We start from the raw sequence: 25,130 nt of genomic DNA, 5'->3' as shown, positions 1-25,130 counted from the left end.
CTCAGGAATGGCCCAATTCCAGTACCCGGGCCAGCGCCTCCAGCGCCCGCGGATACGCCCCCTCCCGAGGCGTCCCGTACCCCACGACCAGGCCCTCGCGCGCCCCCTCGCGCGGCCCCCGGGAGTGCCAGTGCTCCCCGAGCGCGCCCACCGCGAGCCCCTCCGCCGCCGCGCGCTCCAGCACCGCCGCCTCGTCCTCGACCTCCACCAGCGCGTGCAGCCCGGCCGCGATCCCCCGCACCCCCCGTCGCGCCCCCAGCCGGGCCACGAGCAGATCCCTGCGCCGCCGGTACCGGAGCCGGCCGGCGCGCACATGACGGTCGTAGGCGTGGCTGCGGATCAGCTCGGCGAGGGCCAGCTGCCCGACGGTCTCGGTGCTGTGGTCGCTGTGCAGCTTTGCGTCGGCGACCGGGCCGACGAGGTCCGGCGGCAGCACCATCCAGCCGAGCCGTAGTCCGGGCCCGAGCGTCTTGGACACCGTCCCGAGACAGACGACCTGCCCCGGCGCCATCCCCTGGAGCGCCCCCACGGGCTGCCGGTCGTACCGGAACTCCCCGTCGTAGTCGTCCTCGACGATCCACGCCCCCCGCGCGCGTGCCCAGTCGGTGAGGGCCCGCCGCCGCGAGGGGTGCAGGGTCACGCCGGTCGGGTACTGGTGCGCGGGCGTCACGACCACGGCCGCGGGATCCCGGAGATCGTCGACGTCGACCCCCAGGTCGTCGACCCGCACCGGCACCACACGCCCGCCCGCGTGCCGTACGACGTCCCGGTGGAAGGGCAGCCCGGGGTCCTCCATCGCCACGGTCCCGCCCCCCAGCACCCGTGTGAGCAGCGAGAGCCCCTGCACGGCCCCGGAGGTGACCAGGATCCGTTCGGGGGGAGCGACGACCCCGCGGGCCCGCCCCAGGTACTCCGACAGGGCGGTCCGCAGCTCGATCCGCCCCAGGGGATCGCCGTAGTCGTACGCGGAGACGGGCGCGACGGCGACGGCCCGCCGCACGGCCTTGACCCAGGCGTCGGCGGGAAAGGCCCCGACGTCGGGTGCGCCGGGCCGCAGATCGTGCACCGGCGTACGCCCGCGTGCAGCGGGCTTCAGGGGGACGGTGTCCAGAGACAGCAGAGAAGCGACCTCGGTACCGGCCCCCTGCCGAGCGGTGAGAAACCCCTCGGCGATCAGCTGGTCATAGGCCGCCTTCACGGTCCCCCGGGAGACCCCCAGTTCCTCGGCGAGCCGCCGGGTGGCGGGCAGCCGGGCACCGGGAGCAAGCCGCCCCTCGCGAACGGCGTCGCGCAGGGCCCGTTCGAGCCCGACCCGACGCCCTTCACCGGCGATCACTTCCAGGTGCAGGTCCATGAGACCTACTTAGGGGCGCGGGGAACTGCGCGACCAGCCCCCACGCACCCGCAGCCGAAACTCAACCCTTGATCTGAGCCATCCACGCCTCAACCTCATCAGACTGCCGAGGCAGTCCGGACGACAAATTACGGTTACCGGAGTCCGTCACCAGGATGTCGTCCTCGATCCGCACCCCGATCCCCCGGTACTCCTCGGGCACCGTCAGATCGTCGGCCTGGAAGTACAGCCCGGGCTCGACGGTCAGCACCATCCCCGCCTCGAGCACCCCGTCGACATACGACTCCACCCGCGCGGCAGCGCAGTCGTGGACGTCCATGCCCAGCATGTGCCCGGTCCCGTGCAGCGTCCACCGCCGCTGAAGCCCCAGCTCCAGCACCCGCTCGACGGGTCCTTCGACCAGCCCCCACTCCACGAGCCGCTCCGCGAGCACCCGCTGGGCCGCGTCATGGAAGTCCCGGTACTTGGCCCCCGGCTTCACGGCCGCGATCCCGGCCTCCTGGGCGTCGTACACCGCGTCGTAGATCCTCTTCTGGATCTCGCTGAAGCGGCCGTTGATCGGCAGCGTCCGCGTGACGTCGGCCGTGTAGTACGTGTGCGTCTCGACACCCGCGTCCAGGAGCAGCAGCTCACCCGACCGCACGGCCCCGTCGTTGCGCACCCAGTGCAGCGTGCACGCGTGCGGCCCCGCCGCGGCGATCGTGCCGTAGCCGACGTCGTTGCCCTCCACGCGCGCGCGGAGGAAGAAGGTGCCCTCGATGTACCGCTCGGAGGTGGCCTCGGCCTTGTCGAGGACCTTCACCACGTCCTCGAAGCCGCGCACCGTCGAGTCGACCGCCTTCTGGAGCTCGCCGATCTCGAAGTCGTCCTTGACCAGGCGCGCCTCGGACAGGAAGACCCGCAGCTCCTCGTCCCGCTCGGCGGTGACCTTGTCGGTCAGCGCGGCCTCGATCCCGGCGTCGTAGCCGCGCACGACACGGACCGGTCCGGTCGCCTCGCGCAGGGCGTCGGCCAGCTCGCGCACGTCGGAGACGGGGATGCCGTACAGCTTCTCGGACTCGGTCAGCGAGTGCCGGCGTCCGACCCACAGCTCGCCCTGTCCGGAGAGCCAGAACTCACCGTTCTCGCGGTCGGAGCGCGGCAGCAGGTAGAGCGTGGCCCTGTGGCCGCCGGAGACGGGCTCCAGCACGAGCACGCCGTCCTCGGTCTGGTTGCCGGTGAGGTAGGCGTATTCGACGGAGGCCCGGAAGGGGTACTCCGTGTCGTTGGACCGGGTCTTGAGGTTGCCCGCGGGGATCACCAGCCGCTCGCCGGGGAAGCGCGCGGAGAGCGCCGCGCGGCGGGCCGCGGTCTCGGCGGCCTGCGCGATCGGCTCCAGGTCGTGCAGCTCGGTGTCGGCCCAGCCGGTCCGCATGCTCTCGGCCAGCTCGTCGGAGACGCCCGGGTACAGGCCGTTCTTCCGCTTCTTGATCGGCTCTTCGGACTCATCTTCCGGGGTCGCCGGGGTGAGCTCTTCGGCCACGGTCATCCTCCTACGAAACGGCACTGGACCCCCTCCATCGTACGGTCGTACGGAAGGGGGCCCAGGGCCGTAGCGACTGTTACCAGGAGCTACTCGAAGTGAGCCGCGAGTAGTACGACGTCCTCCTCGGAGTCCGCCTCGTCCAGCCCGTCCGGCAGCACCGTGCGCAGCACGTGGTCGGCGACGGCCTCCGGGTCGCGGCGCAGCGCCTTCGGCACCCCGGCCGCCGCCGCATGCAGCTTGGCGAACGCGCGGTCGGTGGGGTCGCCGGTGCGGTGCAGCAGCCCGTCGGTGTAGAGCAGAACCGTCTCTCCCGGCTCGGCGCTCAGCTCCACGCTCGGTGCCTCCCAGCAGGCGAGCATCCCGAGCGGCGCGGACACCGAGGTCTCCACGAACTCGGTGCGCCGCTCGCCGATCAGCAGCGGCGGGCAGTGCCCGGCGCCGGCCAGCGTGAGCTTGCGCAGCCCGGGCTCGCAGTAGGCGAACAGGGCGGTGGCCGAGCGGGCCGGCTCGGTCAGCCGCAGCAGCAGCTCCAGGTCGGACAGGACCGCGACCGGGTCCTCGCCCTCCATCACCGCGTAGGCCCGCAGCGACGCCCTGAGGCGGCCCATCGCGGCGATCGCGCTCGCGCCCGAGCCGGTCACCGAACCGACCGCGAGCCCGAGGGCCGCGTCCGGAAGCGGCAGCGCGTCGTACCAGTCGCCGCCGCCGCGCGGGCCGGTGCGGTGCCGGGCGGCGAGCCTGACGCCGGAGACACGGGGGAGCCGGGACGGCAGCAGCTCCTCCGCCATCGTCGCCATGCACGCGCGCGTGCGCTCGACCTCCAGGAGCCGGGCCAGGTGCTCGGTGGCGTAGCGGACGTACAGGCCGACGAGGTGGCGCTGGCGCTCCGCGGGTTCGGCGGGCTCGTCGTAGAGCCAGACGGCGGCGCCGAGGCGGCCGGCGTCGTCGGTGGCGAGGGGGAGCGCGTAGCTGGCGGCGTAGCCGAGGCGGGCGGCGACCTCGCGGTGGCGCGGGTCCAGGCCGTCCTCGGCGAGCAGGTCGGGCTGGGCGATCTCGCCGTCGCCGCCCGGCAGCCCGTCGAGGATCCTGCCGTACGACATCGCGCTGCGCGGCACCGTCTCGATGTGCCCGAGGTCGGCGCGGGCGAGGCCGAGGCCGATGGTGGTGTCGGGGCCCAGGCCGTCGTCGGGTTCGAGGACGACGAGTCCGCGGCGGGCGCCGACGAGGGCGGCTCCGGCGCGCAGGAGTTCCTGGAGCGCGTCGGACAGCGTGTCCGTGCGCACGAGGCGTTCGGTCAGTTCGTGGAGGGTGGTGAGGTCGGAGACCCAGCCGGCGAGACGGTCCTGGAGCAGGGCGCCGAGGGCGTTCGGCGAGCCGCCCGAGGGGGCGGCCGGGGCGGCGGGCGCGGGCGCGACAGTGTGTGCGGGCGCGGGAACCGTTGAATCGATTCCAGCCACTTTCGGCGGGTGAGGGGCGTTCATGGCGTCCGGCTTTCCGACCGGTGCGTACTGCTCAAAAGCATCGCAAACCCCCATGTCATTCTGCGCCGCTAGCAGTGTCTCCACATGTACACGCACTCGTAAGGGGATGTCCAGCATTGTCCTGCTGGGATTCCTGGTGTCCACGGGTGACTGGTGGAGAGCGGGGCGAAGGGTTAAGTTGGCTGAAAAATGCCTCGGGTTACGGTGTATTGAGGTCGACTGGCCTTGCTCCACAGAGCGTCACAGCGGTCGTGATGGGTACGTACTCGGTAAGGACCAGGGGTGGTGGACGGTCACCCGGAACCTGGTGACCGACCCGGGCGTCTTAGCCACCGACGACCGAGCCCCATCCTCCCGTGGTGGAGGCGGAGAGAAATACGCGCGACGGCAAAACGCCATACTTCGCCACCCCCCGCCACGCCCATGCTTTTGATAGACGACGCAGTATGGGGTTCCCCTTGTCTCGGACAAGGGTGTGATGCGCCAACAGGTACGCACAGTGAAGTGATCGACACATGGTGTGATGTGGTCCTCGGTGTTGCCAGCGGTGCAACGGAAAGGAACGAGCGCTCATGCGCGAGATCCTCGGAAGGCGACGCAGGCTCCTGTCCCAGCGCAGCGACGGAAGGCCTGAATTGCTCAGCGCGGCCCTGACCTTCGCGAAGGAATGGCAGTGGCCCGTACTCCCGGGCGTGGCACCGGACCCGCAGGGCCGGGCCCGCTGCGGCTGCCCCGACCCGGAGTGCACGGTCCCCGGCGCCCACCCCTTCGACCCCGGCCTCCTCGCGGCCACCGCCGACGAGCGCATGGTGCGCTGGTGGTGGACCAACCGCCCGGCCGCGCCGATCATCCTGGCCACCGGCGGCCACGCGCCCTGCGCGGTCAGCCTGCCGGCCCTCCCGGCCTCCCGCGCCCTGGCCGCGCTCGACGCCCAGGGCATGCGCCTGGGCCCGGTGATCGCCTCGCCGCTGCGCTGGGCGATCCTCGTGAAGCCGTACTCCCTGGAACAGTTGGGCGAACTGCTGTACGCCCAGGACCACGTCCCCGGCTCCCTGCGCTTCCACGGCGAGGGCGGCTACCTCGCCCTGCCCCCGTCGGAGACCGGTCACGGCGACATCACCTGGGAGCGTGCCCCGCTGCCCGGCTCGGCCTCCCCGTGGGTCCCCGATGTCGAGGCCGTGGTGGACGCGGTGGTCGAGGCCCTCACTCGTACGGGTGTGAGCGCCCCCGAGTTGTAGGCATGTCGGGCGCGGGCGCGGGGGACTGCCCGTGCCCGGTCGTTATCGTCCGCCCATGAACCTTCGTCTGCTCGCCCTGTCAGGTGCCGTGCTGGGCGCCGTCGCGCTGCCGCTGGCCGTGGCCTCCGCGGGGCAGGTGGGCAACGGGGGTCGCACGGTCGTACGCGATCTCGTGCGCTCGTCGCCGCCGCCTTCCGCGGTACGGCACTCTCCCGCACGGCCTGGTGACCTACGGCCCTCCGACGCACGCCCTTCTGGTGCACGGCCCTCCGATGTGGGGCTGACTGCCGGACTGCCTTCCGCGGACGACGACCAGAAGGCGCCGCTCGCCGGCGCGGACCGCTCCCCGCTGCTGCTCGGCCTGGGTCTGGCCACCGCCGCCCGCTGCGGTCCCGAACTGAGCTCCCCCGAGGGCATCGAGGCGCAGACCTGTGTGCTCACGCAGGGCGAGGAGACCTGGGCGCGGACCTACTACCGCAACGCGACCGGCACGGCCCTGGACGCCGTGCTCAGCCTCATGGGGCCCGGCGCGCGCACGGTGCAGATGCACTGCGTGGTCGATGCAGGGGACGAGCCGGACAGCTGCGAGACGCCCAGGGAACGGACCGAGGGGGCACCGGGCGACTACACGGCGGTCGCGGAGTTCGCCGTCCGGCGGGGCAGCGGACCGTTGCTTCTGCGAGTCGGCAGCAACTCCGGTGACATCACGGGCAGTTGACGCACGACGTCGTTCTGTGAAGATGCCCGGACACAGAAAGACCCGGTTGCTGGCGACGGGGGATGCACCAGCAACCGGGCTATTGGAACGGTAACAAGAGATCGGCTGTTCGCAAATTCGACCGCGGCGCTCCGTGGCTGATTCGGACACGGATTCGCCATCTTCCGGCGGGAGTTGTGAAGAGGACCCGCTCCGCGCGGACAACGGGTGCGGCTGACCGACCGGTCAGCCGCACCCGTTGTGTCAACTCAGCGTGACCTGGCGGTTGGTGAGGCCGCCGCGGGCCCGGCGCTCGTCGGCGGTCAGCGGAGCGTCCACGGCCAGGGCGCCCGCGAGCCGCTCGGCGAACTCGGCCGCCGGCTTCTCCACGTCGTCCGCGGTGACCCCGCTCGGCAGGTCCCAGACCGGGACGGTGAGGCCGTGAGCACGGAAGGAACCGACGAGCCGAGTGCCCTCGCCGAGGCCCGCGCGGCCGGCCGCGTGCAGCCGCGCCAGCGCGTCCAGAAGCTGCTCCTCGGGGTGCGGCATGACCCAGCGCAGGTGGTTCTTGTCCGGGGTCTCGCACCAGTAGGCGGCATCCACGCCGGTCAGCCGGACGGTCGGGATGGCCGCGGCGTTGGCGCGCTCCAGGGAGGCGGTCACCTCGGGCGTGGCGTTCTCCGCGTCCGGGACCCAGAACTCGAAGCCCTCGTGCACAACTGGCTCGAAGGCGCCTTCGGGGTCGAGCAGTTCCTGGAGCCGCGGACCGTCGGCCGGGGCGCGGCGGCCCTCCACCGGAGTGCCGGGTGCCGCTTCCAGTGCCCGCCGGAGGGTGTCGGCCAGGTCGCGGCTGATGTCGCCGGAGGCCGTGTCGTTCTGGAGGCCCAGCAGGACCGAGCCGTCGTCGCGGCGCAGGGCGGGCCAGGCCATCGGCAGCACGGTGGCGAGGGTGACCGAGGGGACGCCCTCGGGGAGGCCGTCCTTCAGGGTCAGCTCGACGGTGGCGGCGGGGACCAGCTCGCGCAGGGCCACCCAGTCGCCCTCACCCGGGAGACCCTCGAACGGACGGTGCACCAGCTCGGTGGCGGCCTGCGCGGCGGCCCGGCCGTGGCAGGCCTTGTAGCGGCGGCCGCTGCCGCAGGGGCAGGGTTCGCGGGCGCCGACGACCGGAATCTCACCATCAGCGCCTACGGCGCGGGCGCCCTCCGTGATCTGCGGGCGCTTGGCCTTCGTCTGGGGTCGCTTCTTGGCCATCGTGGCTGTCTCCCGGTTACGGCTCGTCTCGTACGGCGGGAGCCTAGCTGTTTGAAGGGGTGACGAAGGGACCCTGTGGACAACCGGCCCCGACACGGCCGTGCTCGCCCGGCGGCCTGCCGCGCGGACCCGGTGGACGCTCAGTCCATGTCGTCGAACACGTCCACGAACCCCAGGTCGGATATCGCGGACACCGACGGGGCCGTGACCCGGGAGGCGAAGTCGTCGCGCCTGCGCCCCGCGTCCGGATCGTGCACGTCCGCGTGGACGATCACCCAGACCGTGACCTCGCCCCGGGCGTCGTCCCGGACGCCCCAGTCGTCGGCCAGCGCGGTGATGATGTTCAGCCCACGGCCGCCGTGTGCGGTGACCGAGGGCGTCGCCGGAGCCGGGCGGGTGGGCCCACCGCCGTCCGTGACCTCGACCGTGAGCCTGCCGGCGCCGTCCACCCGCCAGGCGGCACGGACGTCACCGTCCCCGGCCAGGGCGTCGCCCAGCGGCCGGCCGTGCTTGCACGCATTGCTCAAGAGCTCGGAAAGAATCAAAACGGCGTCGTCGATGACCGATTCCGCCACGCCACCACTGCGCAGCTGCCCGCGCATCCGGTGTCTCGCTTTCCCCACGCCCGCAGGGCCATGGGGTACGGCCATGCTCGACGACGTGGGCACCTCCTGTGCCACCACCAACGCCACCCCCGAGACCTCCTTCGCCCCACGCCACGGTGTGGATGCCCCATTGGCCTGTACCGGAAACCGGCCAATCACGTTCCGCCGACGCATTCGGAACGATCGAACACGTACCGAACGCGCCGGGGCACACCCTGTGACGGAGGCGACGTCAGCGGCCCAGTCGGTCGAGCACCGCGCGCGGGCGGTTGGTGATGATGGCGTCGACGCCGAGCTCCACGCAGAGGTCCACGTCGTCGGGTTCGTTGACGGTCCACACGTGCACCTGGTGGCCCGCGCGCTTGAGGCGCTCGATGTAACCGGGCTGGTTGCGCACGATCCGGATCGAGGGCCCGGCGATGCGCACCCCGGCGGGCAGCCGGCCGTCCCGCAGCCGGGGCGAGACGAACTGGAGCAGATAGACGGTCGGCAGCGTCGGCGAGGCGGCCCGCACGCGGTGCAGCGAACGCGCCGAGAAGCTCATGACCCTGACCGGCGACTCGGCGGCCGAGGCGGGCGCGTCCAGGCCGAACCGCTTCAGCAGCACCAGCAGTCGCTCCTCCACCTGGCCGGCCCAGCGCGTCGGGTGCTTGGTCTCGATGGCCAGCTCCACGCGCCGGCCGGCATCGGCGACGAGTTCGAGCAGCCGCTCCAGGGTCAGGACGGAGGTGTCCTCCCGGTCCTCGGGCCGGTAGACCCAGTCCGGCTCCTCGTCGCGGGTGCGCCAGAACTCCCGCGTCCGGCGGGAGGCGAAGTCCAGGGTGGCGAGCTCGGCGAGCTCCAGCGCCGAGACCGCTCCGCGGCCGTTGGACGTACGGTTGACCCGTCGGTCGTGGACACAGACGAGATGTCCGTCCGCGGTGAGACGTACATCGCATTCGAGGGCGTCCGCGCCGTCCTCGATCGCCTTCCGGTAGGCGGCGAGGGTGTGCTCGGGAGCGTCTTCCGAGGCTCCGCGGTGGGCGACGACTTGAGTCAGCTGCTGCCGTGCGTGGGTCACCGCGTCATGGTGCCACCGCACGGGGGTACGCGTGCGAACGGAGGCATATGTATTGCGCCTCATTTGTCTTACATGGCCTATATAAAGAGCAGCCGCGGACCCACAGGCACCGCTTATGGTGCCCTGACGGCCCGTGGGAAAAGCTGACGGCATACAAAAGGACATGCACAGCTGACGCACGCCGGGCATCGAGCGGCACTGGCCGAGCGTGACCGAGTGCGACCGACAAAAGACAGCCGTGGACCGAGGAGAGAAGCTGTGAGCACCGAGAACGAGGGCACCGCGGTACCCCCGGCCCCGTCCGCACCCCCCGTGCCGGTGGACGCTCCCGCGGCTTCGGCGACCCAGGCCTCCGACGCGGGCGCTCCGACCACCCCGGTTCCGCCGGTGCCGCCGACCACCCCGGGCGGCGCGCAGGGACCGGAACTGGTGCACGCCGGGCCGGGCCCGTCGTACGCCTCCGCGGAGGGCGGTGCCCCGCAGCAGGGTGCGGGGGCCGCTCCGGAAGGCGGCTGGCCGCCGCCGCAGGTCCCCGGCACCCCGCCGTACGGCGGTGGCGCGGAAGGCGCCGGTGGCGCGGGCGGGTACGACGCTCCCGGTGGCGCCGGTGCGACCGGTGGCTACGACGCTCCCGGTGGCGCCGGTGCTGGCGGCGCCGGTCCGACGGGTGTCTGGGGCGCGGGCTACCAGCAGCCGGCGCCGAAGCCGAAGAACGGCCGCGGCGGTCTCGTCGCCGCGGTCCTGGTGGCCGCGCTGGTCGCCGGAGGCCTCGGCGGCGGGCTCGGCTACACCCTGGCCAAGGACAACGACAACGGCTCCTCGACGACCGTCTCCGCCTCGGACAGCGGCGGCAGCGTCAAGCGGGACGCCGGCACCGTGGCGGGTGTGGCGCAGCGGGCTCTGCCGAGCACGGTCACCATCGAGGCGGAGTCCACCAACGGCGAGGGCGGCACCGGAACCGGCTTCGTCTTCGACAAGCAGGGTCACATCGTCACCAACAACCACGTGGTGGCCGACGCGGTCGACGGCGGCAAGCTCACGGCGACCTTCCCCGACGGCAAGAAGTACGACGCCGAGGTGGTCGGTCACGCGCAGGGCTACGACGTGGCGGTGATCAAGCTCAAGAACGCGCCGAACGACCTCAGGCCGCTCACCCTCGGCAACTCCGACCAGGTGGCGGTCGGCGACTCCACGATCGCGATCGGCGCCCCCTTCGGCCTGTCGAACACGGTCACGACCGGCATCATCAGCGCGAAGAACCGCCCGGTGGCGTCCAGCGACGGCAGCGGCTCGAACGCGTCCTACATGAGCGCGCTCCAGACCGACGCGTCGATCAACCCGGGCAACTCCGGCGGGCCCCTCCTCGACGCGCAGGGCAATGTGATCGGCATCAACTCCGCGATCCAGTCCACCGGCAGCGGCGGCCTCGGCGGCACCAGCCAGTCCGGCTCGATCGGCCTCGGTTTCGCCATCCCGATCAACCAGGCCAAGTACGTGGCCCAGCAGCTGATCCAGACCGGCAAGCCGGTGTACGCCAAGATCGGCGCGTCCGTCTCCCTGGAGGACTCCTCGGGCGGCGCGAAGATCACCACCGAGGGTGCGGGCGGCTCCGCCCCGGTCGAGGCGGGCGGTCCGGCGGCGAAGGCCGGCCTCAAGCCCGGTGACGTCATCACCAAGCTCGACGACTCGGTCATCGACTCCGGGCCCACCCTGATCGGCGAGATCTGGACCCACAAGCCCGGCGACCAGGTCAAGATCACCTACGAGCGCGACGGCAAGACCCACACGGTCTCCCTGACCCTGGGCTCCCGCACGGGCGACAGCTGACCCGCGGGCGCGGCCCAACGGTTACTCTTGTCCCCGCGCCGAGATCACCGCGGCGCGGGGTGGGTTGCCCGAGCGGCCTAAGGGAACGGTCTTGAAAACCGTCGTGGCGCGAGTCACCGTGGGTTCAAATCCCACACCCACCGCTGAGTAGTTGTAGGGAAGAAGGGGTGCCGCTCTCCGGAGCGGCGCCCCTTCCGCATGGATCCCGTGGTGGCCGGCCCCCTCGCGCAGCGGTCCCGAAGACCCGCGGAGCTGGTTTCTCGCCGTGCCCTTCGCTCTCGTTCTCGCTTTCGGTGTCTGCGGTGCCGTCGCTGCTCTTCTGGCCATGGTGAACGCCGTGCAGGTCTTCCTCGGGCGTCAGCTCGTCAAGCCTTCGGCCAGCAGGCGCTCCCCTCGTCAGCTCCGGGCCGAGTCGGCGGCGGCTTCCGTGGCCATGCTCGGTGCTTCCCTGACGACATTCGGCACGCCGGCGGGCGGCCTGTGGACCGCCGCAGGTGTGCTCGTGCTGCTGCCGGGGTGGGTCGCCCTGGCTCTGGTGCGTAGGCACTTCGCCGCTGTTGCCGCTCGAGCCGAAGCCGATGCAGTGATCGTGGGCACGACGTCGGTGGACCCCGGATGATCGGCTGGATCGGCCGGCTCGGCGGGACGGCAGGTTGTCCGGGGTGAAGGGGGAGGCGCCCCGTCGGGAGGGCGCCTCCTCACTGCTCCCAGGAGCGACCGTGAAGTGTGGCTTCCGTGGTGGTACTGGGTAGGGAGGAGGGCGTCCCTGACGGTTCTACCGAGGGTGGCGGCGAGCGTGGAGCGTACGACTCGGATCGGAGTCACCGGGCACCGGGACCTCCCCGAGCCGGTGTTGGAGTGCGTCAGCGCGGGGATCCTCGACGAGTTCTCCCGCCAGGGCGCGAGCGGACCCGTCGAGGCGTTCAGTGCCCTCGCCGCCGGGGCCGACCAGCTCTTCGCCGAGCTCGCGCTCCGCGGCGGTATCCCGCTCACGGCGGTCATCCCCGGCACCGGCACCGACTACGAAGGCCAGCTGGGCGGTCCTGAGGTCCGGTCCGCCTTCCGCCGGCTGCTGCTGGCCTGCGCCGACCGCGTCGACCTGCCGGTGGAAAGGACCAAGGAGGAGGCGTACGAGGCGGCCGGCCGCTGGATCGTCGACCACACCGACCGGCTGGTGGCCGTATGGGACGGCGAGCCGGCCCGGGGCGTGGGCGGCACCGGCGACATCGTGGCGTACGCGAGCCGGGTGGGCGTACCGGTACGGGTGCTGTGGAGACCGGGAGCGCGGCGGCCCTGACGGGGCGGCACCGGGCGGCCCTGACAGGGCGGCGACCGGCGACCGGCGACCGGCCGTACCCGGGTGATCCGCAGTCCCCGTGAACACCCCCGCACATCACCCCACGTGAACTCCCCCCGGCACATAACCCCCCGTAAATTCCCCCCGGCACATCACCCCCCGAACCGCGCCAGCCAATCCGTGTGCTGCGGCAGCATCAGATGTTCCGTGTCGGTGACCGCCTGGGGCCAGCGGTCCTCGGCCACGCTCTGGGCCAGGACGGCGCGTTGGGTCTCCAGGCCCTCTCGTACCAGGGCGTGGGCGAAGGAGAGCGGGTGGTGGCGGCGGGTCTCCAGCCAGGCCACGCCCGTGGCGGCCGCGGCGGCGAGCAGGCCGCTCAGGTCCCAGCCGGAGACCAGGCCCGCGCTTCTGGACACGGCCGCGACCAGGGCCAGCAGGGTGAGCAGCGCGGTCAGCGCGGACCAGAGGGCGGCCGACCGGCGCGCCTGCACCGCTCGGCCGCCGTACCAGCTGAGCTGGTCGAGGACCCGGTCGCGCAGGTAGATGTCCTTGCGGACGGCGAACGGCTTCTCGCGTACCGCCCGCATCGCGCGCGTGATCTGGGGGTGCCGCGGATCGTCCGGCTCGTGCCGGCTGGCCGGGTCCCACAGGGTGTGGCCGGACGGTGCGGGAACAGGGCCGGAGTTCGTCCCCGGGACCCGCTCGGGCGCCGGCTCCTTCCACCCTATGCGCCGTAACCCCCGTAAATGCTCCTCCAGTTGCTGGTTGAACAGCCCGTCGGGATCGCGCACCTTCGAGTGGAAGGGGCCGCCGTGCACCATGTACTGCCAGGCCAGCGACTTGACGGTCTCCGCCGCGTCGCGATGTGCCTGCCAGTGGGCGCGGGCCCGGCGGCGCTGGATGACGACCCCGGTGACCACGGTGAGGCCGTACAGCAGGGCGGACACGGCGGTCAGGACATGGCTGCCGAAGTGGTCGGCCAGGGTGGCGAAGACGGTTGCCACGAGGAGCAGGGTCAGCTGGGTCATCGTGGCCCGGAACGCCTCGCTCTGACGGGTCAGCGCCCACTGGTCGTTGGAGCGGAACAACGGCGGAAGATCGTCGTTGCCTATCGTCGCGCGCGGCCCCGGAACGTTTTGCCCAGGTGTGAATGCCGCCATGCGTCACCTCGCCATGAAGAGGGAAAGCCTCATGGTGACTTGGAGTCGTGCGGGTGCCAACACCGCGTTGTCGAGGGGGCCTTGGTGGGCATCATGGCGAGAACCGGCCGCTGGCCGGGGAGCACGGTCCCGGGTTCCTGGCCGCCGGGCGATCAATGTGCTTCCCTGAAGGCAGAACCGCATGACTCCGTCCGCAACTCGATGCGTTCCCGGCCGAGTTGCGGGTCGACGCACGCCCGCAACGACCACATCCACACCACCGTGCCCGGAACAACCGCCGGGTGTGGCGGTACGAGTGAGCACGGGGGGTTCGTGGACAAGCCAGCGACCGATGTGGATCTGGGGATGCCAGACCTGGCCGGACAACTGGAGCGGGACCTCGACGCACCCCTGCCCGCTGGTCCATTCGGGCAGGTCCTGTGGCAGGTCGTGTACGGCCACGGCGACCCGAACGGCAGTGCGGCCTCCTTCGAATCGGCCTTGCCGCCTGCCCCTGCGTCGCGCCCGGCACGGAGGCACTCCGGGCCGCAGGAGGTGGCACATGCGGAAGGTGCGGCCTTTTCGTGAGTGGGTGGTCAAGGTCGCCCAGCACTGCAACCTCGCCTGCGACCACTGCTACGTCTACGAACTCCAGGACTCCAGCTGGCGACGCAAACCCCGGGTGCTCCCCGAGGAGTCGGTGGTCCCGCTCGCCGAGCGCATAGCGGAGCACGCCCGGACCCATGCCCTGCCGGAGGTCCGTGTCGTCCTGCACGGAGGTGAGCCGCTCCTCGCCGGAAAGGAGCGGATGGAGTACATCGTGTCGGTCTTGACAAACCGGTTACAGGGTGTAGCTGGCTGTGATATCTCCGTACAGAGCAATGGAACACTCCTCGATCCTGACTGGCTGGACCTGTTCCGGCGGTACGGAGTGTCGGTGGGGGTCAGCCTCGACGGCGACCGCGCGGCGAACGACCGCCATCGGCGTTCCAGGAACGGCCGGAGCAGCTACACCGCCGTTCTGAAGGGGCTGGAACTGTTGAGGCGACCGGAGAACAGAGCGCTGTACAGCGGTCTGCTCTGCACCGTCGACCCCCACAGCGACCCGCTCGCCGTCTACGGCCAACTCCTCGCCCACCGGCCCCCGATGATCGACTTCCTGCTCCCGCACAGCACCTGGGAACACCCGCCCCCCGGCCGCGACGGTTCGGCGACGCCGTACGCCGACTGGCTGCTGGCCGTCTTCGAGCGCTGGTACTCCGCGCCGGTGCGGGAGACCCGGATCCGTCGGTTCGAGCAGATCATGGAGCGTGCGCTCGGCGCCCAACTCGCCCCCTCGGCACCCGTGCAGCACACCGTCTCCGATCACATCGTGGTGGAGAGCGACCTCTCCGTGGAACTGCCCGACAGCCTCAAGGCGGCCTACGACGGGGCCGCCGCGACCGGGCTGAACCTGCGCGACCACGACTTCGACACGGTGGCCCGGCATCCGAAGGTGGTCGCGGCCCGGGGCGCGGGGCCGGAGCCCCTGGCCGCGGACTGTGTCGTCTGTCCCGTGGTCCGGCTGTGCGGCGGGGGCCTGCGGGCGCACCGCTTCCACCCGCGCAACGGATTCCACAACCCCAGTGTCTTCTGCGCCGATCTCCGCCTGCTCACCACGCACATCCGGGACCGGGTGGCGGCGGATGTCAGGGAGTGGTTCGGGGAGGCCTCGTGAGCGAACCCGTGGCGCTGCGTCTGACGGCGGAGGACCTCGCGGCCCTGGCCCGGTCCCGTCCCGCCGCCCCCGCCCTGGCGGTGCTCCGGCGGGGCCAGGTCAGCCGGCGACTGCTGCTTCTGAAGGGCCTGGCCGACGCCGCCCGACGGACCGTGCCCGAGGCGTGGACGCGGGACGCGGCCGCCGGCTGGGAGCTGTGCGTGCGGGCGTACGCGGCTGACCCGCGGGCCTTCGAAGAGGTGCTGCTGCACCCGCACGCGGGCGTCTGGCTCAGACGGTGCCTGCGCGCCCTGCATGGCACCGGGCCGGGCGCCGACCTGCCCGTCGACCTCGCCCGGCTCGGGACGTTCGGGCACGCCGCCGCCCTGCGGGCCGGTCTGCGGCCCGCGCTGTCCCTTCCGGTGCGGGACGGGACGCTGTGGCTGCCGACCCTGGGTGTGGTCCGGCTGTCCGGCGGAGCGAACAGCGTCCGGCTGGACGGCTGGACCGTGGCCTGGGCGAACCGGACGGTGAGCCTTCGGGAGAGCCGCCGTGAGGACAGCCGTGGCAACCCCCGTGAGAACCCACGTGAGGACCAGCGGGAGCATCCGTTCGCGCCCCGCCGCCTGGTGGTCCAGCCGTCCGCGCCCGCCGCCTCCCGGTTGTCGATCACGGTGGAGGACGCCGATCCGTACCGGGACGTGTACGGCTTCCCGGTCCAGCCGCGGCAGTCGCCGGCCCTGCTGGCCGCGTGGCAGTCGGCGGTGGAGCGGACCTGGGAGCTGCTGGGCGAGCTGATGCCGGAGCGGGCCGTCGACTGCGCCTTCCTGTGGTCGGCCCTGGTGCCGCTGCGCCCCGGACCCCGAGGACGCGGACGCAGCTCGTCCAGTCGGGAGGCGTACGGCGCGCTGGCGGCCGCTCCCCAGCGGGACCCCCTGCTGCTGGCCGAGACCGTCCTGCACGAGACCGGTCACCTGGCTCTGGGCTCGCTGACCGATCTGGTCGACCTCACCGACCCCCGTGACCGGACGCTCCACCGGGTGGGCTGGCGTCCCGACCCCCGCCCGCTGGGAGGGGTGCTCACCGGCACCCACGCGCACATCGGCCTGCTGGACTTCTGGTCGCGGGCCGCCCACACGCTGGGGGGCGCCCAGGCCCGGCTGGCCGAGCAGCGGCTGCGGCTGTGCGGCACCCAGGCGGCTGGGGCGCTGCGGGTCCTGCGGCGGAACAGGGCTGCCCTGACCTCCTGGGGCGCCTGCTTCGTCGAGCACATGACCGAGGAGGCCGAGGCGTACGGCTTCCGGGTGGACCGGCGTCCCGTTCCCCCGGCCGGTCAGACCGTTCCCTCGACAGGTCAGACCGTTCCCTCGACAGATCAAACCGTTCCCCCGACCGGTCAATCCGGCGTTCGGCGGCTGACACCTTTCCGGGTGGTTCGGACAGCGGCGCAGGACGCCCCTGCGTCGGGCACCGCCCGGGTGCGGCCGCCGCCCCCGCGGTCGACCCGCAGTGCGTAAGCAGCGGTTCCGCCATGACGGGCGGGATCAGCCGGGTGGTCGGCCGAGCGGAGGAGGGGGAATGGGCGGGACCGGAGGCGCGGCAGGTGGTCGGCGAGGTGTCGAGCGCCGCTTATGGTGCGCGCAAAGCCCGTGTTCGTGTTTCTCCCACATTCGAACAGCAAGCCGATGTGGTGGGGCTGATGCCGAGGAGGGCGGCAGCCCGCATCCGGCCTCCGTCCGGCACCGCCCGAGGCAGTCCGCGTCCCGGGGCCGTGCCGAGCGACTGGAGTCACCGTGAGCCACTTCTACCTGAGTCACGTGCGCACCGTCGACGAGGAGTGGGTCGCGGCGTTCTTCCACGACCTGTGTGCGGTCGTCGGGCGCCGCACCGGACGCCCACCGGACAGTGTGGGGGCGCGCGGTGAGCCCCGTTCGTCGGACATCTCGACGGACATGCTGGGCCGTTCCACCGTCCTGGTGGTGCTGCACTCCCCGCCCTACTTCGCGCAGTCCTACTGCCTGGCCGAGTGGTCCTACTTCCAGCGACGGCTCAATCTGCACTGGTCCCGCACCGGCCGCCGCGCCGACGCCGTCGTACCGGTGATGTGGGAACCCGATCCGACCGGTGAGCTCGACGAGGTCGTCCCCTACCCGCCGCTCCGGGTGGAGTCGGAGGCCTACCGGCAGGACGGGCTGCTGCACCTGCTGCGGCTGCGGGCGCGCTACCGGGCCGCGTACGAGGAGGTGCTGGAGGCGATCGCCGACCGCGTCGTGGCGGCCACGGAACGGCTGCCGGAGGTGCACGGGTTCGACATGTCCGGGAGCCAGACGCCGGTCGGCGCCCCCGCCCCCGCGAGCGGACAGACGGTCAGCTTCGTGGTGGCGGCCCCCGCCCGGGACGAACTGCCCGAGGAACGGCACTCGCGCCAGAGCTACGGCAAGACCCCCCTGAACTGGTCCCCCTACGCCCCCGGGGAGGACGGGGCGCTGGTCTCACTGGTGGTGGACACCGCCACCACCCTCGACTTCACGGCGACCGTGCTGCCCCTGGACGAGGAGACCGTCGACCGGATCAGCCGGGAACAGGACCCCGAGCAGCTCGTGGTGCTGCTGGTGGACGCCTGGGTGACCCTGCGCGGGGACAAGCGCAGCCTCCTGGCCGCCGTCGACGAGCGCAGCCCCGAGGCGACGACGGCGCTCGAACCGAGGGCGCGCGACGACACCGAGTCGGCGGAACTCACGGTCACCCTCGACGAACTCCTGGACCGCACGCTCCCGCTGCTGCGCGCCCGCCACAGCGAGTACGAACGCTGGGGGCTGCCGGACGCGGAGAGCTTCACCTCGTCCCTGCGCAAGGTGCTCATCCGGCTCCAGAACGAAGCCCTCAGGTCGGTGCAGGCCGTGCGGTCACCGGCGCCGCCGGCCGAAGGGCTCCATACGTTTCCCCTGCTCGGAAGGTACTCCTCATGACGTTCGACCCGGGTGGCGCCGGTACCCACGACTCCGGCACGATCGTCACGTTCTACTCGTTCAAGGGCGGAACCGGCCGCACCATGGCCCTCGCGAACGTGGCCTGGATCCTGGCGAGCAACGGCAAACGCGTCCTGGCCATGGACTGGGACCTGGAAGCCCCCGGTCTGCACCGCTACTTCGCCCCCTTCCTCGGCGACCCGGAGCTGCGCTCCACGCCCGGCGTCATCGACCTGATCCGCGGGTTCGACCTGGCAAGGCCCAGGCCGGCCGGGGGCGACTACAGCCGGCAGGCCCGGGTGGAGCGCTACGCCTCCGCCCTGAACTGGAGCTTCGACAGCGGCGGCTACGTCCTGTTCGTCTCCCCCGGCCGCAGGACCCCCGAGTACTCCGAGACCATCAACACCTACGACTGGAAGGGCTTCTACGAACAGCGCGACGGAGCCGCCTTCCTCCAGGCCCTGCGCGACGACATGCGGCACAACTACGACTACGCCCTGATCGACAGCCGTACGGGCTGGAGCGACACCTCCGGCATCACCACCGTGCTGATGCCGGACGTCCTGGTCAACTGCTTCACCCTGAACACCCAGTCGGTGGACGGCAGCGCCAGCGTGGCCGCGGACGTACGGCGGATCGCCCCGCACGTGAAGATCCTCCCCGTGCCCATGCGGGTGGAGGACGCCGAGCAGGAGAAGCTGGCGATCAGCCGGGGACACGCCCGCCACCGCTTCCAGGAGTTCCTGAAGAACACCCCGCGGGCGGCCGACCCCGACGGCTACTGGGGTGCGGTGGAGATCCCCTACAAGCCCTTCTTCGCCTACGAGGAGGTCCTCGCCACCGTCGCGGACACGCCCCGTCAGCCCGCCTCCCTGCTGGGTGCCTACGAACGTCTCACCTCGGTCATCACGGACGGCCGGGTCACCGCCCTGCGGCCGGTCGAGGAGCCGGTGCGCAGGCAGCTGCTCTCGCGGTTCCAGCGGGTGCCGGTGCCCGGGGGGCGCCTGGTGCCGCGGGTGCGGATCGACTACGCCAAGCGTGACGGGGCCTGGGCGGAGTGGATCGCGGCCCAGCTCCAGGCGGCCGGTGTCACGGTGACCCAGCGGGGCAGCAGCCCGTCCGAATCCCTGCCCGGTGGGGCCGAGGAAGGCGCCGACGTGGTCGTCGCCCTCCTTTCGCCGGACTTCGCCACGACTCCGGTCGCCGACGAGGTGCGGGCCCTGGTGGCGGCGAGCGAGGGACCCCGCATCATCGGTCTGCGCACCCGGGAGCACCAGCCCGAGCCGGCGCTGCGCGGACTGCCCGGATTCACCCTGGTGGACGCTCCCGCCGAGCAGGTTCTCGGCAAGGTCTTCGCCATGCTGGAGATCGATGCGTCGGCCACCGCCGTCGTCACCGGGGGAACCGGCTTCCCGGGCCGTGTTCCCGGGATTTTCAACGTGCCGCGCCGCAACAACTCCTTCACCGGCCGGGACGTCCAGCTGGAACGGCTGCGGACCAAGCTGAGTGCCGAGTCGCTCCGCGTGGATACGCCGGTCAGTCGAGCATTTCTGTACGGTTTGGGTGGAATCGGTAAGACTCAGATCGCGCAGGAATATGTCCACCGTTACGGATCCCAGTACGACCTGGTGCACTGGATTCCGGCGGAACAGCCCAACCGGATCCCGCAGCTCCTGGCGGAACTCGGCGTTGAGCTGGGAGTCCTGGGCGACACAGTGGACGAACGCGTCCAGGCGACCATGACGGAGCTGAGCAGTGACCGTCACGGCCGGTGGCTGTTGGTCTTCGACAACGTCACCGACAGCCAGGACGCGGGCGGCGAAACGCCGCACAGGAACGAGGGAGACACGACGGTGGAGCCGTACCTTCCAGCCGAGGGGCCGGGCCACGTCATTCTCACCGCCCGGCGCTCTCCCCACCAGGAGACCGAGACCGCCATCGAGGTGGACTCCTTCAACAGGTCCGAGAGCATCGCCCTGCTCCGTCGCAGGGTGGACGGACTCTCGGCGGCGGACGCCGACCGGATCGCCGACACCCTGGGCGACTTCCCGATGGCGATGGAACTCGCGGCTGCCTGGCTGCGGCAGACGGCCATGCCCCTGGACACCTACCTCGAACAGGTCAACAGCCGGGTCAGCTCGGTGCTCAACGGCTCCGCGGGCGCCGGCGAGAGCCAGCAGGAGTCCCTCTTCGCGGTCTGGCGGCTGACCGTCGACCGGCTGGGCAACGAACGGCCCGCCGCGGTCCGCCTGCTGGAGCTGTGCGCCTACCTCTCCCCCGAGCCCATCGCGCACTCGCTGCTCTACAGCGACGCCATGCGCAACCGCCTCGCCGAGGAGACCGGCGACGAGTCGGTGCTCGACCCGATGGTGATGGGCTACCTGATCCGCGACCTCGGCCGGTACGCGCTGGCCACCGTGGACCAGCAGAGCGGCTCCATCCAGGTCCACCGGCTGGTCCAGGCCGCCGTGCGGGAGTGGCTGGGGGAGAACCCCGAGCGCCAGGCACGGACCCGGCGGCAGGCCCAGCTCGTGCTGGCCGGAGCGCTGCCCTCGGCCGCCTTCCAGGAGGACAGCGCCGCGGCCCGGGAGCGGTTCGCGGAACTGCTGCCCCATCTGGAGCCCTCGGAGGCGCTGTACAACACCGACGCGCGGGTCTGCGAGTGGGTCATCCGCCAGGTCCGCAACCAGTGGCGGATCGGCGACCACCGCGCCGCCGCCGCGCTCGGCCAGAAGGCGCTCGAGGTCTGGACGGAGTCCCTCGGCGCGGACCACCACCTCCGGCTGCGGCTGGCCGCCCAGGTGGCCAACCCGCTGCGCTCCCTGGGCCGTTACCGGGACGCCCACGAACTGGACTCCGACACCCTGCGCCGCCAGCGCGACCAACTGGGCCCCGACGACGGCTACACCCTGGTCACCGCCCGCAACTACGCCGCCGACCTGCGGGGCCTCGGCCGTTACCAGGAGGCGCACGCCGAGGACCGCAACACCCACGAGCTCTACCTGAACAGCCCGCACTTCGGCCCCGACCACGAGGAGACCCTCCGCGCGGCGAACAACCTCGGCGTCTCCCTCAACCTGGTCGGCCGGCCCGCCGAGGCGCTGGAACGGGCCACCGAGGCCTACCAGAGGTGCCGCCAGGCGCTCGGACTCCAGCACCGGGTCACCTGGATCCTCGCCAACGGAGTCGCCCTGGACCGCCGTGAGATGGGGGACTACCAGGGCTCCCTCGACCTGCTCTTCGAGATCCGCCGGCGGTTCGTGAACCTCCAGGGCGAGAAGTCCAACGACGTGCTGCGCACCGACACCTCCCTGGCGGTGACCCAGCGCAGGCTCGGCCACTACGCCGAGGCGGAGGCCCAGACGCGCTCCACCCTCAACGTCTACCGGCAGCGCTACGGCGAGGGGCACCCCGACACCATGTCGTGCACCGCCAACCTCGCCTGCGACCTGCTGGCCCTGTCCCAGCTGGACCCGAGCCGGGGCGCGGAGGCGGTGCGGCTCGGCGAGCGGAACCACGAGCGCTACCGCGAGCGCCTGGGCGCGGAGCACCCCTTCAGCCTGGCCGCGGCGACCAACCTGGTGGCCATCCTGCGCAACCAGGGGGAGACCGAGCGGGCGCTGACGCTCGCCGACGAGACACTGCCGCTCCTCATCAGGCTGCTGGGCGCCAGGCATCCCGCCACCGTCGCGTGCCGGGCCAACCGGGCCGGCGTGCTGTCCGTGCTGCGCCGCCACGAGGCGGCGCTGGCGGAGGACGAGGAGGTGCGCGACGCCTATCGCCACCTCTACCGCGACTACCATCCCCGGGTGCTCTGCGCGGAGTTCAACGTCGCCCTGGACCGCAGCCTGACGGGTGACGCCGACGCCGAGCAGGACCTGCGGAGCACACGGCGTGCGGCCGAGGAGGAGTTCGGGCCCGACCATCCCACGGTCCGGTCAATGCGTGACCGCAAGCGGATCGACTTCGACCTGGAGATGCCGCCGACCTGATCCGTTTTTGTCGTTCTTTCCCGTTTCGGGCGATCCGGGTGACCTGTCGTGACACAATTCAGGCCATCAACTCGTAACTATTCAGGGTTTTTTGGCGAATTGTCAGGTGCGATGCGCAACGTCTTCGCAGGGGTGCCACCCCTGGGAAAGAAGCAGGCCAATCTGCTCACGGCCGTCCTGCGGGGGGTGCCGGTCCTGGGGCCCGGCAAGGAGCCGCGGCCCCTCACCGACGGTGACGTCCGCCGGCTCCTGGACACCCTGCCGCCGTGCGCCGACGCGCAGGAGACCGGTGAGGTCAACCGACTGCGCCCGCGGGTGCTGAACGCGCTCGTCGGCGCCGAGGCCAGACGCTCGGGCTACGTCCAGGGCCTGCCCCGGCACGGCGCTGCCGCGCTGCTGCGGGCCGCGGGCGAGGCCGTCCGGGCCCCGCTGGTGCTGCGGATCGTGTACGGCGCCAGCACCACGGTCCCGCTGCGGGCGCTCAGCTACGTCCTGCCCGCCGTCCGGATGGCGACCCGGCTCACCGGGGCCGGACTGCCCGCCCCGTACCTCCAGATCGTGCTGGCCGGCTCCCTCGGCTGCCGCGTCAACGGCCTGCCCGGTGCCGCCGTCGCCGAGGAGACGACCCTGCTGGCCCGCTGCCTCGACCTGCTCCTGTCGCCCCTGGTGCCGGGCCGTTTCGGGCTGTACGACACCCTCCCGGAGCCCGGTGTCGTCGCCGCCCTGGACGACCTGGTCCGCACCCTGACCCCGGCCCGGCGGGCCCGCGTCCTCGAACGGCTCGGCGGCAAGGGCGGCGCCACCGCCGACGAACAGACCCTGCGCTACGCCGCCGCCCACGTCCTGGTCCACGACCGCGCCGCCGTCCCCCTCACCCTGCGCCGGGGCACCGCCGTCCCGGCCCACGCCACGGTGATCGACGTCGGCGGCCTCCAGGAACGCCACTTCCACGCCGTACGGCACCTGTTCGCGGCCGGCGCCTCCGGTGCGGCGGATCCCGGGGCGCTGGTGCTGTCCCGGCACTCGGTACCGCCGTACACCATGGCCAGGGGCGGGGACATCGGGCTGCGCGAGTTCATCGAGGGCGGGAGCCCACGGGGCGGGCCGCTGGCCTCCGCGGTCCGCCACGACCTGCGGCTGCTGTGGTCCGCGCCGCTGCCGGTGGGGCTGAGCCGTGCCGACGTGCGGCGTGAGCACGCGGACGTCCTCGAAGGAGTACCGAGTTGACCGAGACCATCCCTCTTCTCGGGGCCGAACTGGCCTCACAGTTGCGCGCGCTGGGCATCCGGCCCGGCGACACCCTGCTCGTGCACACGTCGTTGCGGGCCGTCGGACCCGTGCGGGGCGGGGCGCGGGGCGTGGTCGACTCGCTCCTGGACGTGCTCGGGGCGGACGGCACCCTGGTCGTCTACGCCCAGACCCCCGACAACTCCGACCCGTCCCGCTGGCCCCTCACCCGGGGCCGTTCCGTGCCGGCGACGGAGTGGGCCGGGCTGCGGGCGACACTGCCCGCGTTCGATCCCGCCCGGACGCCGAGCTACGGGGTGGGCGTGCTGCCGGAGGAGGTCCGCACCCGGCCCGGAGCGCTGCGCAGCGACCATCCGCAGAGTTCCTTCGCCGCCCTGGGGCCGGCCGCGGCGCGGATCACCGCCGGACACGCCCTGGACTGTCACCTGGGCGAGGAGTCCCCACTCGCCCGGCTGGAGGAACTGGACGCGCGCGTCCTGCTGCTGGGCGTCGGCTACTCCGTCTGCACGGCCTTCCACCTGGCCGAGTACCGCGTACCGGGCCAGGGCAGCCGGGAGTACGGCTGTGCGGTCGACGACGGCTCGGGAAGGCGCTGGCACCGCTACCGCGACGTGGACTTCGACACCTCGGACTTCCCGGCCCTGGGCGAGGCCTACGAGTCCCTCCCCGAACACCCGGTCACCCGAGGCCGCGTCGGCACCGCCGACTCCCGCCTGTTCGACCTGGCCCCGGCGGTGGCGTACGCCGAGAGCTGGCTGACGGAGCATCGGGCGGGGCGGAGGCGGGTGGGGTAGCAGGGGGGGTAGCGGACGGCGGCTCGCCGCGCCGGGGGTGTGACTCCCGGGGTGGGGCGGGGCGGACCGGTGCGGTCGGCTTCTGGTGGTGCGGGTGGGCTCGGCTGCCGGCGTACGTCCCGCGGGGCGGGGGCCGGCGCGGCGGCGAACGGCACCTCGCTCCCCCTCAGGGCATGAGCACCCCCGAGGTCCCACCCCCACGGCCCCGGAGCGCCGGGGAACACCGGGTGCCCCTGGCCCTCCGGGGCCCCTGACCCCGCGAAGCCGCTGGTCCCGTGGGGCCCCCGACCCGGTGGAGCCGCTGGTCCTGCGGTCCCCCGGCCCCCGTGAGGCCGCCGGTCCCGCGAAGCCGCTGGTCCCGTGGGGCCCCCGACCCGGTGGAGCCGCTGGTCCTGCGGTCCCCCGGGCCCCGAGAGGCCGCCGGTCCCGCGACCCCCCGGCCCCCGTGAGGCCGCCGGTCCCGCGAAGCCGCTGGTCCCGTGGGGCCCCCGACCCGGTGGAGCCGCTGGTCCTGCGGTCCCCCGGGCCCCGTGAGGCCGCCGGTCCCGCGAAGCCGCTGGTCCCGTGGGGCCCCCGACCCGGTGGAGCCGCTGGTCCTGCGGTCCTCCGGGCCCCGCGAACCCCCGGCCCCGCGAACCCCCGGCCCCACGGAGCCGCCGGTCTCGCGGAGCCGCCGGTCTCGCGGCCCCCCGGACCCCGCGAGGCCGCCGGTCCCGCGAAGCCGCTGGTCCCGTGGGGCCCCCGACCCGGTGGAGCCGCTGGTCCTGCGGTCCCCCGGGCCCCGCGAGCCCCCCCGGTCTCGCGGAGCCGCCGTCCCGTGGAGCCCCCCGGTCCCACGGAGCCGCTGGTCTCGCGGAGCCGCCCGCCCCCCCCGGCGGGGCGCCCGGTCCTGCGGAGCCGCTGGTCTCGCGGAGCCGCCCGCCCCCCCCGCGGGGCCCCCGGTCCTGCGGAGCC

Annotated in this window: 18 protein-coding genes and 1 tRNA gene; 12 read left to right on the top strand and 7 right to left on the bottom strand. The window is 72.5% G+C overall.

The genetic code is table 11. The features are described from left to right. Nucleotide 1: 1 nt before the first annotated feature. From H295_RS0104120 to H295_RS0104110, 3 genes are all read right to left on the bottom strand, one after another. Nucleotides 2-1,354, bottom strand: coding sequence for a PLP-dependent aminotransferase family protein (locus H295_RS0104120; RefSeq protein ID WP_020134071.1), 1,353 nt, complete (start codon nt 1,352-1,354; stop codon nt 2-4). A 61-nt stretch (nt 1,355-1,415) separates the two neighbouring features. After that, nucleotides 1,416-2,882, bottom strand: a complete 1,467-nt coding sequence (locus H295_RS0104115) for an aminopeptidase P family protein (protein ID WP_020134070.1) — start codon at nt 2,880-2,882, stop codon at nt 1,416-1,418. 83 nt (nt 2,883-2,965) lie between these two features. Further along, nucleotides 2,966-4,477: a PP2C family protein-serine/threonine phosphatase gene (locus H295_RS0104110; protein ID WP_199788553.1), complete on the bottom strand. Its 1,512-nt coding sequence runs from the start codon at nt 4,475-4,477 to the stop codon at nt 2,966-2,968. A gap of 455 nt (nt 4,478-4,932) precedes the next feature. Here H295_RS0104110 and H295_RS0104105 point away from each other — a divergent pair, with 455 nt between their 5' ends. Together H295_RS0104105 and H295_RS0104100 are read left to right on the top strand one after the other, a co-directional pair. After that, on the top strand, nt 4,933-5,598 hold the full coding sequence (locus H295_RS0104105; RefSeq protein ID WP_028809025.1) for a bifunctional DNA primase/polymerase: 666 nt from the start codon (nt 4,933-4,935) through the stop codon (nt 5,596-5,598). Between the two features lie 55 nt (nt 5,599-5,653). Continuing rightward, nucleotides 5,654-6,316 (top strand): hypothetical protein, encoded by a 663-nt coding sequence (locus H295_RS0104100; protein WP_028809024.1) that lies wholly within the window; start codon nt 5,654-5,656, stop codon nt 6,314-6,316. A 243-nt stretch (nt 6,317-6,559) separates the two neighbouring features. Here the strand turns inward: H295_RS0104100 and H295_RS0104095 are convergent, their stop codons facing one another. The 3 genes from H295_RS0104095 to H295_RS0104085 all read right to left on the bottom strand — a co-directional run bounded on the left by H295_RS0104095 (nt 6,560) and on the right by H295_RS0104085 (nt 9,214). Continuing rightward, nucleotides 6,560-7,549: a DUF5926 family protein gene (locus H295_RS0104095; RefSeq protein ID WP_020134066.1), complete on the bottom strand. Its 990-nt coding sequence runs from the start codon at nt 7,547-7,549 to the stop codon at nt 6,560-6,562. 140 nt (nt 7,550-7,689) lie between these two features. Continuing rightward, nucleotides 7,690-8,328: an ATP-binding protein gene (locus H295_RS42750; protein WP_043217039.1), complete on the bottom strand. Its 639-nt coding sequence runs from the start codon at nt 8,326-8,328 to the stop codon at nt 7,690-7,692. 58 nt (nt 8,329-8,386) lie between these two features. Next, nucleotides 8,387-9,214 carry a glycerophosphodiester phosphodiesterase gene (locus tag H295_RS0104085; RefSeq protein WP_020134064.1) on the bottom strand — a complete coding sequence of 276 codons (828 nt, stop codon included), beginning with the start codon at nt 9,212-9,214 and terminating at the stop codon, nt 8,387-8,389. A gap of 258 nt (nt 9,215-9,472) precedes the next feature. Between H295_RS0104085 and H295_RS0104080 the strand changes: the two genes are divergently transcribed. The 4 genes from H295_RS0104080 (at nt 9,473) to H295_RS0104065 (ending at nt 12,338) form a co-directional block, all read left to right on the top strand. Further along, nucleotides 9,473-11,041, top strand: coding sequence for a S1C family serine protease (locus tag H295_RS0104080; RefSeq protein WP_020134063.1), 1,569 nt, complete (start codon nt 9,473-9,475; stop codon nt 11,039-11,041). A gap of 58 nt (nt 11,042-11,099) precedes the next feature. Next, nucleotides 11,100-11,184: transfer RNA gene (locus H295_RS0104075), tRNA-Ser, on the top strand. Between the two features lie 182 nt (nt 11,185-11,366). Continuing rightward, a complete protein-coding gene (locus H295_RS0104070) occupies nt 11,367-11,660 on the top strand; it encodes a hypothetical protein (protein ID WP_158691016.1) in 294 nt (97 codons plus the stop codon). Nucleotides 11,661-11,837: 177 nt separating this feature from the next. After that, on the top strand, nt 11,838-12,338 hold the full coding sequence (locus tag H295_RS0104065; RefSeq protein ID WP_043217095.1) for a hypothetical protein: 501 nt from the start codon (nt 11,838-11,840) through the stop codon (nt 12,336-12,338). Between the two features lie 152 nt (nt 12,339-12,490). On the opposite strand, the gene H295_RS0104060 is transcribed toward H295_RS0104065, so the two are convergent. Then, nucleotides 12,491-13,426: a DUF4231 domain-containing protein gene (locus H295_RS0104060; RefSeq protein WP_020134060.1), complete on the bottom strand. Its 936-nt coding sequence runs from the start codon at nt 13,424-13,426 to the stop codon at nt 12,491-12,493. A gap of 613 nt (nt 13,427-14,039) precedes the next feature. Here H295_RS0104060 and H295_RS0104055 point away from each other — a divergent pair. From H295_RS0104055 to H295_RS0104030, 6 genes are all read left to right on the top strand, one after another. Then, nucleotides 14,040-15,194 (top strand): FxsB family cyclophane-forming radical SAM/SPASM peptide maturase, encoded by a 1,155-nt coding sequence (locus tag H295_RS0104055; RefSeq protein WP_020134059.1) that lies wholly within the window; start codon nt 14,040-14,042, stop codon nt 15,192-15,194. Further along, nucleotides 15,191-16,690, top strand: coding sequence for an HEXXH motif domain-containing protein (locus H295_RS0104050; protein ID WP_020134058.1), 1,500 nt, complete (start codon nt 15,191-15,193; stop codon nt 16,688-16,690). Before H295_RS0104055 ends, H295_RS0104050 begins: the two co-directional genes overlap by 4 nt. A gap of 276 nt (nt 16,691-16,966) precedes the next feature. Continuing rightward, nucleotides 16,967-18,142 carry an FxsC protein gene (gene fsxC / locus H295_RS0104045; protein WP_020134057.1) on the top strand — a complete coding sequence of 392 codons (1,176 nt, stop codon included), beginning with the start codon at nt 16,967-16,969 and terminating at the stop codon, nt 18,140-18,142. Then, a complete protein-coding gene (gene fxsT / locus H295_RS0104040; RefSeq protein WP_020134056.1) occupies nt 18,139-22,134 on the top strand; it encodes an FxSxx-COOH system tetratricopeptide repeat protein in 3,996 nt (1,331 codons plus the stop codon). Before fsxC ends, fxsT begins: the two co-directional genes overlap by 4 nt. Nucleotides 22,135-22,245: 111 nt before the next feature. Next, nucleotides 22,246-23,361 (top strand): hypothetical protein, encoded by a 1,116-nt coding sequence (locus H295_RS0104035; protein WP_020134055.1) that lies wholly within the window; start codon nt 22,246-22,248, stop codon nt 23,359-23,361. Then, the gene (locus H295_RS0104030) at nt 23,358-24,176 is read left to right on the top strand and encodes an aminoglycoside N(3)-acetyltransferase (RefSeq protein WP_020134054.1); all 819 of its coding nucleotides are present in this window, start codon (nt 23,358-23,360) and stop codon (nt 24,174-24,176) included. Before H295_RS0104035 ends, H295_RS0104030 begins: the two co-directional genes overlap by 4 nt. The last annotated feature ends 954 nt before the right edge of the window (nt 24,177-25,130 follow it).

Source organism: Streptomyces sp. 351MFTsu5.1, assembly GCF_000383655.1.
GTDB classification, from domain to species: Bacteria; Actinomycetota; Actinomycetes; order Streptomycetales; family Streptomycetaceae; genus Streptomyces; species Streptomyces griseorubiginosus.
The sequence above is the reverse complement of the archived record's forward strand: the minus strand, read 5'-3'. Positions and strand labels throughout refer to the sequence as shown.

Bases quoted from the DNA above. Each gene is read 5' to 3' on its own strand.
- H295_RS0104120 (WP_020134071.1), bottom strand. From the start codon at position 1,354: ATGGACCTGCACCTGGAAGTGATCGCCGGTGAAGGGCGTCGGGTCGGG.
- H295_RS0104115 (WP_020134070.1), bottom strand. From the start codon at position 2,882: ATGACCGTGGCCGAAGAGCTCACCCCGGCGACCCCGGAAGATGAGTCC.
- H295_RS0104110 (WP_199788553.1), bottom strand. From the start codon at position 4,477: ATGCTGGACATCCCCTTACGAGTGCGTGTACATGTGGAGACACTGCTA.
- H295_RS0104105 (WP_028809025.1), top strand. From the start codon at position 4,933: ATGCGCGAGATCCTCGGAAGGCGACGCAGGCTCCTGTCCCAGCGCAGC.
- H295_RS0104100 (WP_028809024.1), top strand. From the start codon at position 5,654: ATGAACCTTCGTCTGCTCGCCCTGTCAGGTGCCGTGCTGGGCGCCGTC.
- H295_RS0104095 (WP_020134066.1), bottom strand. From the start codon at position 7,549: ATGGCCAAGAAGCGACCCCAGACGAAGGCCAAGCGCCCGCAGATCACG.
- H295_RS42750 (WP_043217039.1), bottom strand. From the start codon at position 8,328: ATGCGTCGGCGGAACGTGATTGGCCGGTTTCCGGTACAGGCCAATGGG.
- H295_RS0104070 (WP_158691016.1), top strand. From the start codon at position 11,367: ATGGTGAACGCCGTGCAGGTCTTCCTCGGGCGTCAGCTCGTCAAGCCT.
- H295_RS0104055 (WP_020134059.1), top strand. From the start codon at position 14,040: ATGCGGAAGGTGCGGCCTTTTCGTGAGTGGGTGGTCAAGGTCGCCCAG.
- fxsT (WP_020134056.1), top strand. From the start codon at position 18,139: ATGACGTTCGACCCGGGTGGCGCCGGTACCCACGACTCCGGCACGATC.
- H295_RS0104035 (WP_020134055.1), top strand. From the start codon at position 22,246: ATGCGCAACGTCTTCGCAGGGGTGCCACCCCTGGGAAAGAAGCAGGCC.